Annotated in this window: 11 protein-coding genes and 1 pseudogene; 9 read left to right on the forward strand and 3 right to left on the reverse strand. The window is 73.3% G+C overall.

Going from position 1 to position 11,714, the window contains the following annotated elements; all coding sequences use genetic code 11:
* The first annotated feature begins 142 nt into the window (after positions 1–142).
* Both AC0HI0_RS14875 and AC0HI0_RS14880 read left to right on the forward strand, forming a co-directional pair.
* Positions 143–874, forward strand: a complete 732-nt coding sequence (locus AC0HI0_RS14875) for a hypothetical protein (RefSeq protein ID WP_480932937.1) — start codon at positions 143–145, stop codon at positions 872–874.
* 177 nt (positions 875–1,051) lie between these two features.
* Positions 1,052–2,146 carry a hypothetical protein gene (locus tag AC0HI0_RS14880; RefSeq protein ID WP_480932938.1) on the forward strand — a complete coding sequence of 365 codons (1,095 nt, stop codon included), beginning with the start codon at positions 1,052–1,054 and terminating at the stop codon, positions 2,144–2,146.
* A 273-nt stretch (positions 2,147–2,419) separates the two neighbouring features.
* Here the strand turns inward: AC0HI0_RS14880 and AC0HI0_RS14885 are convergent, their stop codons facing one another.
* Positions 2,420–2,875: a hypothetical protein gene (locus AC0HI0_RS14885; protein WP_480932939.1), complete on the reverse strand. Its 456-nt coding sequence runs from the start codon at positions 2,873–2,875 to the stop codon at positions 2,420–2,422.
* Positions 2,876–3,250: 375 nt separating this feature from the next.
* On the opposite strand from AC0HI0_RS14885, the gene AC0HI0_RS14890 reads away from it, so the two are divergent.
* Together AC0HI0_RS14890 and AC0HI0_RS14895 are read left to right on the forward strand one after the other, a co-directional pair.
* Complete coding sequence (locus AC0HI0_RS14890; RefSeq protein ID WP_480932940.1) at positions 3,251–5,836, forward strand: WD40 repeat domain-containing protein; 2,586 nt, start codon at positions 3,251–3,253, stop codon at positions 5,834–5,836.
* Positions 5,837–5,904: 68 nt separating this feature from the next.
* A pseudogene (locus tag AC0HI0_RS14895) lies at positions 5,905–6,597 on the forward strand (transposase).
* A 126-nt stretch (positions 6,598–6,723) separates the two neighbouring features.
* Here the strand turns inward: AC0HI0_RS14895 and AC0HI0_RS14900 are convergent.
* On the reverse strand, positions 6,724–6,885 hold the full coding sequence (locus AC0HI0_RS14900; protein ID WP_480932941.1) for a hypothetical protein: 162 nt from the start codon (positions 6,883–6,885) through the stop codon (positions 6,724–6,726).
* Between the two features lie 18 nt (positions 6,886–6,903).
* On the opposite strand from AC0HI0_RS14900, the gene AC0HI0_RS14905 reads away from it, so the two are divergent.
* Both AC0HI0_RS14905 and AC0HI0_RS14910 read left to right on the forward strand, forming a co-directional pair.
* A complete protein-coding gene (locus AC0HI0_RS14905; RefSeq protein WP_480932942.1) occupies positions 6,904–7,530 on the forward strand; it encodes a hypothetical protein in 627 nt (208 codons plus the stop codon).
* 96 nt (positions 7,531–7,626) lie between these two features.
* Complete coding sequence (locus AC0HI0_RS14910) at positions 7,627–8,517, forward strand: hypothetical protein (RefSeq protein ID WP_480932943.1); 891 nt, start codon at positions 7,627–7,629, stop codon at positions 8,515–8,517.
* A gap of 30 nt (positions 8,518–8,547) precedes the next feature.
* Here AC0HI0_RS14910 and AC0HI0_RS14915 read toward each other — a convergent pair whose 3' ends face one another.
* Complete coding sequence (locus tag AC0HI0_RS14915) at positions 8,548–8,934, reverse strand: hypothetical protein (RefSeq protein WP_480932944.1); 387 nt, start codon at positions 8,932–8,934, stop codon at positions 8,548–8,550.
* 305 nt (positions 8,935–9,239) lie between these two features.
* Here AC0HI0_RS14915 and AC0HI0_RS14920 point away from each other — a divergent pair, with 305 nt between their 5' ends.
* From AC0HI0_RS14920 to AC0HI0_RS14930, 3 genes are all read left to right on the forward strand, one after another.
* On the forward strand, positions 9,240–10,049 hold the full coding sequence (locus tag AC0HI0_RS14920) for an alpha/beta fold hydrolase (protein WP_480932945.1): 810 nt from the start codon (positions 9,240–9,242) through the stop codon (positions 10,047–10,049).
* The gene (locus AC0HI0_RS14925; RefSeq protein ID WP_480932946.1) at positions 10,046–10,525 is read left to right on the forward strand and encodes a GbsR/MarR family transcriptional regulator; all 480 of its coding nucleotides are present in this window, start codon (positions 10,046–10,048) and stop codon (positions 10,523–10,525) included. The genes AC0HI0_RS14920 and AC0HI0_RS14925 overlap by 4 nt, the downstream gene beginning before the upstream one ends.
* A gap of 188 nt (positions 10,526–10,713) precedes the next feature.
* Entirely contained in the window at positions 10,714–11,712 is a 999-nt protein-coding gene (locus tag AC0HI0_RS14930) for a helix-turn-helix transcriptional regulator (protein ID WP_480932947.1), read from the forward strand.
* The last annotated feature ends 2 nt before the right edge of the window (positions 11,713–11,714 follow it).

Here is an 11,714-nt window from a genome sequence, read left to right on the forward strand (position 1 = left end):
ACGGGCCGCCGGGCGACGTGCCGCGCCCAGCCCGAAAGGGCGGAACAAGATGCCCTTCCGGGCGGCCTTGCGGCAGTGGTCCGCCTGCCCGCGCGGGTCCACGGTGAGGGTGCGCGGGTGTGTCACGCACGGGGGAGGAATCGTGTGGAGGAATGCGCGGGGCGGGCAGCGCGGTGATCCGGACCGGTCGAAGGCGCGCGACGAGGCGAGCGCCCCGTTGCGGAGTCGGATCGGGAATCGGGCGTTCACGATCGTCGTGCAGCGCGGTCTGCTGGGGGATTCGTACCGCCTCCAGGTGAAGCGGGCGAAGTTCATGGCCGTTCTCGCGAGCACGCCCGAAGGGCAGCACGCGCTGAAGGTGCAGGACGACCACGGCATCACGTTGTCGTGGGTCGACGGCGGCGCGGCGTCCTACGACGGCGGTTCCCGCTGCACCCTGAACCTCAAGCTGGACGCGGCGAGTCTGGCCGGCTACTTCGTCCACGAGATGTACCACGTCGAGCGCAAGAAATCCGGTGCCTCGCCCGATGCCGACGCCTCGCCCGACGAGGAGCGGTACGTCGACCGCATGGTGGACGAGGAGGTCGAGGGCACGGTGCTGGGCTTCCAGAGCCGGATCGGCCGGTCCGGTCCCGCCATGCCCGGCGAGGAGTTCTACCGGTCGGCCTATCGGGATGCGGAGAAGAAAGCGTCGGAAGGCGGTGCGGACGCCGCTGCGGCCGAAGAAGCGGCACGTGAGGCCGGGCGTCGCACGGTCAAGCAGCTCATCCGGCCGTCCGACGGGTCGTGGCCACGCATCGCGCCGAACACGTTCGAGTCCTACGAGATGTACTACCGGCGGGTCTGGCGCAAGTCGCGCGCCGTTCGACGCTGAGACCGCCCGCCCCGCAGGCCACCCGACCCGGACTGGCCCACGTCGACGTTCCCGGGGACGTTCGGGGCCCGCCCGCTGGGCCGATGCGCACCCCGGGGTTCGGCCGGGTCGGCGCTCCGGGCGGGTGCGGGCGCTGCCGATGACCAGGTGAGGTCCTTACTTCGTCGGGGAGGCGTCATGGGGCACCCGCTCATCGTCGCGTTGGCCGTGCTCGGACTGGGGGCGGGTGGCGCGCCACCGGCCGGCGCGATCGACATCGTCGCGTGCGACACGCCCAGCCTGGTCAAGGCGATCTCGGACGCGAACGCGAAGGGCGGGTTCACGAAGCTGTGGCTCGCCGAAGGCTGCACCTACACGTTGACCGCGCCCGCGTCGGTCGGCGAGCACGGGCCCAACGGGCTGCCGATCGTCACCGGCCAGATCGACTTCCAGGTCGCGCGGGCGGTGATCACCCGCGCGCCGACCGCGCCCCGGTTCCGGATCTTCGAGATCGCCAGGGGTGGCGCGGTCGCCATCACCGGGTCCGGTCGGATCAGCGGCGGGCACACGCCCGACGGCGCGCCGGGGCAGCCCGGTGGCGACGGCGGCGGCGTCTACAACGCGGGGTCGTTCGCGATGAGCCTGTACTCCGGGGTGATGTACAACCAGACCGGCGCGGGCGGCGACGGCGGCCCGGCCGCGCCCGGCGGGCGGGGCGGCCGGGGCGGCGGCATCTTCAACGACGGCGGCTCGGTGGCGTTCGCCAAGGCCAGCGTGTCGAACAACGCGACCGGCAAGGGCGGTGACGGTTCGGTCGGCGGCGTCGGCGGTGACGGCGGCGGCATCGCGAGCGTCGGCGGCACCATTCGGAGCCACCTCGGCTACGTCGAGCACAACACCACGGGTGCCGCCGGGAACGGGCCCGGCGGGCGGGGCGGGCGCGGCGGCGGCATCGCGACGTCCGGGTCGTACGAGCCGACGGCGAGCACGGTGGGCGACAACGTCACCGGCGCCGGTGGGCCGCTCGGGCGCAGCGGCGACGGCGGCGGGCTCGCGCTGCTCTGGGCCGGGTCGTCCGCTCCCGCGGCGCACTACACCGCCGACCAGACCAGGGTGAGCGGCAACTCGACCGGTCCGGCCGCGTCCGACGCGCAGCGCGGCCCCGGCGGCGGGCTCTACGTCGAGTGGAACTCGACGGCCCCGGTCCCGATCACCCTGAACAACGGCTCGGGGGTGGTGGGCAACAAACCCGTCGACTGCGCTCCGGTCGTGGTGCCCGGCTGCGGCCCCTGAGGTCGCGACACGGTCGTGCGCGTCCGCAGGAGCACCGTGAAGCGGCACAATCGCGGTCGTGGCCGATGATCCCAGACCTGAGCGGTGGTCCGAGGTGCGCCAGACGGCGCACGCCTCGGACCACGGCGTCATCGTGCAGACGGCGCGCGACTTCATCGCCCACTTCCACGACGGGAAGGACGACGCGGTCCCGGAAGAGGTGGTGCGGCAACGGCACCGCGCGCACTTCGGCGTCGCCGGCCGCGGTGTCGACCACGTGGCCGATCGCGGCGACTACTTCACCGCCCGCGTGCCCGCCCTGGAGCAGTTGACGGCCTGGTTGGGCGCGGAGGTCCACGACCGCCGGGCGCGGGTGGTCACCGGGCTGCCCGGGTCGGGCAAGTCCGCCGTGCTGGGCAGGTTGCTGCTGCTCACCGAGGTGGCGCTGGACGTCGTGCCGCTGCACGCGCGGCGCGCCACCGCCGAGTCGTTGGCCCGCCACCTCGCCTGGGCGATCGGCCGTCCCGGCGCGGACCGGCACGAGTTGCTCGGCGCGCTGGCCGAGCGCGCCCGGCCCGTCATGGTCCTGGTGGACGCGTTGGACGAGGCCGGCACGGCGGGCGACCCGGCCGAGGGCGAACGGATCGGGCGCGACCTGCTGCACCCGCTGACGACCATGCCGGCGGTCCGGCTGGTGGTGGGTGCCCGTGCGCCCTCGATGCCCGCCCTCGGCCACGCCGTGGTCGTCATCGACCTGGACTCGCCCGACCACGTCCGGCCCGACGACGTCGCCGAGTACGCCTGCGCCGTGCTGCTCGACGCCCAGGACCCGGACAGCCGCTCGCCCTACCGCGACGACGCCCGCCGGGCCCGGCCGGTCGCCGAGGCGATCGCGGCCCGCGCGGGCACCTCGTTCCTCGTGGCCCGGATGACCGCGCGGGCCCTGGTCCAAGGGCAGATCACGGTCGACACGACGAACCCGGGGTGGCGCGGGCACCTGCCGTCCGACGCCCGGCAGGCGTTCGCCGCCTACCTGGACCGCTTCGGCCCGCTGCGGTCCTCCGTGGAGCGGCTGATGCGCCCCCTGGCCTACGCGCAAGGAGCCGGGCTGCCCTGGTCCGGGGTGTGGGCGAACCTGGTCGAAGCGCTGTCCGGGTCGCGTGCACCGACGAAGACCTGCGCCGGTTGCACGACCACGCCGGTGCCTACCTCGTGGAGACGGAGGTGGCGGGCGAGGCGGTGTTCCGGCTGGTGCACGAGACGATGGCCGAGCACCTGCGCGCGGGCCGCGACCACCACGCCCAGCACACCATCACCGAGGCGCTGCTGGCCCAGGTCGCGACCGATCCGGCCACCGGCCGACGCCGCTGGGACACCGCGCACCGCTACACCCGCGACCACATCGCCACCCACGCCGCCGCGAGCGGCTCCGTGGACGCGCTCGTCGACGACTGCGACTACGTCGTCCACGCGAATCCCGACGAACTGCTCGTCGCGCTGCACACGGTCACCGGGGAACGCGGGCTCCTCACCCGCGCCGTCTACCGGGCCTCCGCCACGCTGCACCGCCGGCTGGCCCCGGAGCGCCGGCGTCTCGTGCCAGCCACCGACGCCGCCCGGTTCGGTGCCGACGCCCTGCGCCGCCGCCTCGCCGAAGATCTCGAATGGGCACCCCGGTGGGCCACCGGCCGACAAGTCGACCACGCGCTGCACGCGACCCTCGCCGGCGGCAAGGCCGTGGCGTGCACCGTGGTCGACGGCGAACCCGTCGCCGTCGTCTGCGGGTACAACGCCATCACCTCGTGGAACCTCGGAACCGGCGTCCTGCGCAACGACTTCGGCCACGACCGGGCCGGCGAGGTCGTCGCGTGCACGACGATCCGGGGCCGGCCCGTCGCGATCACCTCCGGCGCGGACTTCGCCGCGTACGTGTGGGACCTGACCACCGGCACGCTGCTGACGACGCTGGTCGGGCACACCGACACCGTGCACGCGATCGCGTGCGTCGAAGTCGACGGCGAACCGGTGGTCGTCACGGCCGGGGACGACCACACCGCACGGCTCTGGTACCCCGACACCGGGCTGCTGCGCGCCAAGCTCATCGGGCACGGGGACCTGATCCGCGCGCTGGCCGTCGGCACCGTCGACGGCGTGCCGGTCGTGGTCACCGGCAGTTGGGATCGCACCGCGCGCGTGTGGGACGCGGCGACCGGCGCGCTGCGGGCGGTCCTGTCCGGCGACTACCCGCAGGACGAGACCGGGCTGACCATGACGGAGATCATCAGCGCCTACCAGGACAAGGTGTACGGGGTGGCGTGCGCGGAGGTCGACGGCCGCGCGGTCGTCGTCACCGCCGGCGAGGACGAGCACGTCCGGGTGTGGGACCTCCGCGACGGCGGGCTGCTCGCCACGCTCGCCGGCCACGACGATCTGGTGCGCGACGTGGCGTGCACCTCGGTCGGGGGACGAGCGGTCGCCGTCACCACCAGCTCGGACGCCACCGCGATGGTCTGGGACCTGGCCGGCGGCACGCTGCGCGCCACCCTGCGGGGCCATGACGACAAGGTCTACGCCGTGGCGTGCACCTCGGTCGGCGGCAGGCCCGTCGCGGTCACGTCGAGCTTCGACAAGACGGTCCGGGTGTGGGACCTGGAGACCGGGCAACCCCGAGCGGTCTTGCGCGGGCACCACGAGTTCATCCACGCGGTGGCACCCGCCGTGGTCGACGGCCGCCCGGTCGTCGTCACGGCCGACCACACGGCGGCCAAGGTGTGGCATCTGACCGGTGCCGCGCCCTCGGCCACCGAAGACGGGCACCAGCACGACATCAACGGTGTCGCGGTCCTCGGTGCCCCCGACCGGTCCTTGATCGTCACCAGCAGCTTCGACACCACGGCGAGGGTGTGGGACCTCGCGACCGGGCGGCCCGTGCTCACCTACACCGGTCACCGCGCCGCACTCGCCTCCGTGGCGGGCGCGGAGGTCGACGGCCGCCTCCTCGCGGTCACGACCAGCTTCGACGGCACGGCCCGGGTGTGGGAGGCGACCACCGGGGAACCGGTGCTCACCTACACCGGCCACGTCAACTCGGTCCGGGCGGTGACCTGCACCGAGCTGGACGGCGTCGCGCTGGCGGTCACCACGGGGGCCGACCGGACCGTGCAGGTGTGGGAACTGCTCACCGGAGCGGTCCGCAGCCGGTTCACCGCCGGCTACGGTGTCGACGAGGCGGTGCGGTGCGCCGTCGTCGGCGGACGGCACGTGGTCATCACGACCGGCGGAGCGACCGCGCACGTGTGGGACACGCTGAGCGGCCGGCGGATCTTCACGTTGTCAGGCCACGCCGAGCACCTCACCGACCTAGCCACGGCCGCCGGCGGCGGCGACTCGCCGGTGGTCGTCACGACGAGCTACGACGGCACAGCCCGGATCTGGGACCTGGCCACCGGGGAGCCCAGGCTCACCTACCGGGAACACGACGGCGCGGTCGTCTCCGCCGCGTGCGCGGTCATCGACGGCACGCCGGTCGTGATCACCGCAGACCGCCACACCGTCCGGATCTGGCGGTCCGGCGACGGGGAAACCCTCGCCCGGTTCCACTACACGGGCCGACGCCAACAAACCCTCCGCGTCGGACCCGCCGGCGAGATCGTGCTGGCCTCGGGCTGGGACGTGGTCGTCCTCGACCGGCCGGCGACTGCCCGGAGCTAGGAGCTGTTTGAGGTTCGGATCCAGGTTCGCCGCGGTGGTGTGCTGGTTGGGGCTGGTAGGACACGGGTGTGGCGCGTTTTGATCTGACCGATGCCGAGTGGGCCCTGATCGAGCCGCACGTGCCGGTGGCGGCCACCGGGCCGTTGCCGCGTCGGGTGCGGGGACAGCTCAACGGGATCCCGTGGCGGTTCCGCACCGGGTCGGGCCGGCGTGACGTCCCGGAACGGTGCGGGCCCCGGGTGCTGAGGGTGGTGCGTCGCGGTCCGCGCCGGACGCGGGCACGTCCGCCGGTCGGGACCGTGTTGCCCTCCGGCGGCGTCGGAGGGCGCGGGCCGAGGCGGCCGGGCTCGGCCGGTCCCGGGGCGGGCTGAGCAGCAAGATCCACGCCGCGGTCGACGCCGCCGGGCTGCCTCTGGCGTTCGTGCCCACCCCCGGCCAGGCCGCCGACAGCCCCTGGTTCCGGACGGTGCTCGACCGGATCCGGGTTCCCGGCCCGACCGGTCGGCCTCGCACCCGTCTGGACGCGCCGGCCGCAGACAAGACGTACTCCTCCAAGGCCAACCGGACCTACCCGGAGGGCGGCCCGTGTCCTTCGACCCCACGCGCTACAAGCGGCGCAACACCATCGAACGCTGCTTCCAGAAATCAAGACACGGCAGGGCCTGGCCACCTGCTACGACAGGACACCACAGAGCTACGAGGCCGGACTGCACCTGCGAGCAGCGGTCATGTGGCTGAAGACCCTGACATCAACCACATGATCCGATACGGCACCCACAAGGCCCCGACTGGAATACCAATCCGCACCCGTTCCTGTGGGCCAGGACAGCCGAAGAGATCTTGGAGTCGATCGCCCGATTGTGTAGGCGGATTTCCGGCGGAGGACACTAGCCGGTGGGTCGGTCCGCCTCGGCCAGGCGGGCGTGGAGGCGTTCGCGGACCTGGTCCGGGGTGTAGGCGCGGCGGCGGCGTTCGGCGCGTGCGACCACCGCCCCGGTCGCGGCGACTCCGACGAACGCGGCCAGGCCGGCGAGCTTCCACCAACGCATGTGCCTAGGCTACCGCCCGTGGCGGGTATCCCCTTGGACGAAGCTCTCGACGCGACGCGCACCGGCGACGTGTGGGTGTTCCGCGGCCGCAGCGCCGCCGACCGCGCGATCCAGGCGTTGACCAACAGCCCGGTCAACCACGTCGGCATGTCGGTGGTGATCGACGACCTGCCGCCGTTGATGTGGCACGCCGAACTGGGCCGGTCGCTGCCCGACATGTGGTCCGGGCGGCAACAGCGCGGCGCGCAGTTGCACGACCTCCGCGAGGCCGTCCTGACCTGGGCGCGCAAGTACGGCCAGCGCGCCTGGCTGCGTCAACTGGAACACCCGGTGGGGCGTGAGGCGGAGGACGCCGTCCTGCGCACGATCGCCCGGATGGACGGCACGCCGTTCCCCTCCACGGCCCGGCTCGCGTCACGCTGGCTGCGCGGTCGCGTGCCCCTGCGCAAACGGTCGGACGCGGCGCTGGAGACCGCCTATTGCGCGGAGGTCGTCGCCGTCACCTACCAGGCGATGGGCCTGCTCCCCGCCGACCGCGACCCGAACTGGTACGACCCCGGCCGCTTCTGGAGCGGCGACGAACTGGAGCTGTCGGCGGGAGCCCGGCTCGGCGACGAGATCGCGGTCGCGATCCCGACGGGCTGACCGGCCACGGCTCGGTTCGGGATCGGCCGGAACACGGGGCCGTGACACGGGCTAACGCGGGACGGGAACCGGGCGATCAGCGGTTGAGGTGATCGCATGGAGAACCGACTCCTGCCGCAGGACGGGCCGAAGCGCGTGACCGCCATCCTCTCCACCTACGCCGCCGTGTTCGGCCTGTTCGCCGCGTTCCAGCAGTTCTTCGAGCCGTTCACCGCCGACAAGGTGTGGGCGTTGGTGACGGCCGTCGTCGCCGCCGCGGTGCTCGGCGCGGTGATCCTGGGGTACGTGCTGGTCGGGAAACGCCCCAGCCGGCGCAAGGTGGCCGCGTCGGTGGTGGTCGTGCTGGCCGTGATCGTGTTCGTCGGCGGCGTCCTGATGGGCACGCTCCTGCAGGCACCGCGCGCGGGCGGGTTGTCCTCGACGACCGGCACCACGTCGACGCCCGCGCCGTCCGCCGCTTCCGCCACCACCGGTCCGGGCGCGGTCACCGGCACCTCGCCCGGCAGTCCGACCGGCACCGTCGCGGGCCCGACGACGCCGGGCCCGACGCACGAGCCGACGCGGACCCCGCCCCCTGCCACGACGACCCCCGAACCGGCCCCGCCTCCCCCGCCGACGCAACACCCGAACTTCGCCATCACCTCGCCGGACACCGTGACGTTCTGCACGGACGTCCGAGGCGTCGGCGACCGACCGGCCGAAGGCGCGGCGATGATGCTGGTCCGCCAGGTCAACAGCGAGAACGTGTACTCCGAGCAGGCCGTGGCCTTTCACGGCGACGGCACGTGGACCGCGGACAACGTCACCGTGGGCAACCCCGGCGAGGAGAACGACTACCTGCTGACCGTCCAGGCGATGACGACCGCCGAAGTCGACTGGTACCAGGAGAGGTACCGGAACTCGCAGGAGTCGATCGGGCTCCCGGCCAAAGGCCGCCCGGTGACCACCAAGCAGGTCCACCGGTCGAACGCCGGGAACACGTGCTGATCGGTCACCGCCGCCACGACCCGGTGGTCGTCAGCGGTCGGTGCGGCGGGCGGACGGGTCGGCGAGGGACGCCACCAGCGCGTCCCAGTCCGCGGAGTGGCACGACCAGCGGACCAGCGGGAGCTTGCGCCGGCTGCCGTCACGACCGACCGCGACCAATCGGGTGCCGACGGGCTCCAGGCGCTTGTAGGGGTAGTCCTTCGGGGGTCGCCCGAGGATCAACAGCCGGACCGCGTCGGGCAGCACCACGAAGTAGGGGCGCACGAAGTACGCCCAGCCGATCAGGATCGCGACCACGCCCGCCGGTATCGCGGCGCTGAAACTGCCCACGGCGGTCACCCAGATCCCGAGGGTGAGCACGCCGATCCCGAGCAGGAGCACGAACCAGGCGATGACCGGGCTGTAGCGGACCTTCATGCGCACCTCTTCCGAAACGGTGGTCGAAGGTCCGCGAGGGTAGGGGAAGCCGCCTGCCCGCGTGGGCGGTTCGCCGGAGGTTCGGCGCGATGACGCACAGCCCGCTCACCGCGTCGTCGGATGGCCCGCCGGACCGCCTGTGGACCGTTCGGGGGATGCGCCGGCCCACGCCCGCCACCTCGGACCGGCCGGTCAGGCATGCCGCCGAAGAGTCCACAGTGGACGTTTTCACAGTCGCTTTCGCCTTGCAGGGGCCGGAACGGCGCAAAGCACCACGCGCGAGCTATATTTGCTATATTCTGAATATGGTAAATCTGGATGGGGTGCTGCGCCGGGACGACGCGGTGCTGCGCTACCGCGACCTCGCGGGCGGGCGGCGTCCGGTCGTGTTCACGCACGGGGCCGGGATGGACCACCGGATGTTCGACGTGCCGACGCGCGCCCTGAACGAGGCCGGGCACCGGGTGGTCGGCTGGGACCTGCGCGGCCACGGCGAGTCCACCCTCGCGGCGGGGTCCCGGTTCACCGCGAGCGCCGCGCTCGACGACCTGGTCTCGCTGCTGGACCACCTCGACCTGGAGCGGCCGGTCCTGGTCGGGCACTCGCTGGGCGGCAACCTCTCGCAGGCGCTCGTCCACCGCCTGCCCCGCCGGGTGCACGGGCTGATCGTGGTGGACGCGACGTGGAACACCGGGCCGCTCAACCGCGCCGAACGGTTCCTGCTCCGGCTCGCCGCGCCGGCCCTGGCACTCGTGCCCGCCTCCCGGCTGCCGGGGCTGATGGCCCGCGCCTCGGCGGTGACGCGGGCCGGCGTCGCGGAGTCGGAGGCGACGTTCGCGCGCATGCCCAAGCAGGTCTTCCTGGACGTGTGGCGGGCGACCGCGTCCCTGGTCGACCCGGAGCCCGGCTACCGCACACCGGTGCCGCTGGGACTCCTGCGCGGCGAACGCGACCGCACGGGCAACATCGCCACCGCGATGCCCCGCTGGGCCGTCGCCGAAGGAGTCACCGAGCACGTCATCCCCGGCGCGGGGCACAACGTGACCCTGGACGCCCCCGACGCGACCGCCGCCGTGATCGGCGAACTCGTCGGCCAGTGGGAGGTCACGGCATGACCGCGCACCACGACCGAGCCGCGTTCGTCGCGGCGCTGGGCGACCTGCTCGCATCGTGGCACCTGCCGCGCGCGACCGGCCGCGTGTACGGGCAACTGCTGCTCAACGCCGACCCGACCTCCCTGGACGCCCTCGGCGACGCGCTCGAACTCAGCAAGGGCGCGGTGAGCACGGCCGTCCGCGAACTCGTCTCGTGGGGGCTGGCCCGCACCATCCCGCAACCGGGCAGCCGCCGCCTGCTCGTGGAAGCGGCGGGCGGCTTCGACCAACTGCTGGCCGCGTCCCACGCGCGAACCCGGGCTTTCGTCCGGGTACTGCGCGACGGCACCCGCCTCGCCGACGACGACCACGCCCGAGCCCGGCTCACCGAGGTCGCCGACTTCTTCACCTCCTACGTGAACGCCGGCGACGCGATGCTCCACGACCGCACATCGCGCAACGACGCCGCAGAGGGCGCCCGGCGTCGGCCCCGGTGATCGTTCCGATCCACTGTGGACGATCATGGTGGCGGATCGGCGACTGCCTTGCTTCCCCGGCGGTTCGGACGGCGGCGGTCGTGCCGCCAGGTCGCTTGTTCGCTTGTGGACGGTGTGGTCCGTACGATGGTGGGAACGCCGCCGAGCGACGAGGAGGTCGCCCGCCGGCGGGAGCAAGGAGCGCGGTCATGACGCACGAGGGTGTGCTGGGACGCTACTCGGTGCTGCGCGACGCCGAGTTGGACGCGTTTCGCGCCGCGGTCTCCCGTGTACTGACCCCGCACCGGCTCACGCCGCTCGGCCGGCCCGACCAGGCGGTCCGCAGCGGTGTCGCGGTCGCGCCGCTGGGGCCGCTGTCGCTGATCTACGGGCAGCACGCGGGCGCGGAACTCGGCGCCTGGCTGACCGACCAGGTCGACTACTACGACGTCAACATGTCGTGGGGCGGCCAGAACCGGATCACCTGCGGCGTGGACGAGGTCGTCGTGGACCGGTCCACGGCCGGGATCATCTCGCCGCCCACGCGGGCCCGGATGCACCTGAGCACGGAGTACCGGCAGCTCCACGTCCGCGTCGAACGGCACGCCCTGGAACGTCACCTGGAGGAGTTGCTGGGTCGCCCGGTGGTGGCCCCGATCCGGTTCAAGGCCGCCATGGACCTGCGCCGGCCCGCGGCGGCGTCGTGGGCGCGAGCCGTCCGGCTGCTCGTGCGCGACCTCGACTCGACGTCCGGGCTGTCCGGCCAACCGGGCGGGACGAATCCGTGGGCCGCGTTCCTGATGACCGGGCTGCTGGTGGCGCAGCCGCACAACTACAGCGAGCAACTGGCGTCGGGGCGGGACGGCGCCCTGCGCCCCGCGCCGCTCAAGCGGGCGCTCGACCTGGTCGAGTCGCGGCCCGAGACGGACCTGTCGGTCGAGCGGATCGCCGCGCACGTGGGGGTGAGCCCCCGCTCGCTCCAGCGCCACTTCCGCGACCACGTCGGGGTGCCGCCCCGCGAGTACGTCCAGCAGGTGCGCCTCGCGCGGGTCCGCGAGGACCTGCTGGCGGCTGACCCGGCGAGCGGGGTGACCGTCGCGGACGTGGCCCTGCGCTGGGGGTTCGGCCACGTGCCGAGGTTCGCCGGCGCGTACCGGGACCGGTACGGGGAGTTGCCGTCCGCGACGCTGCGCAAGCGCCCGACGTGACC

It is taken from the genome of Saccharothrix sp. NBAS 001 (genome assembly GCF_056640475.1).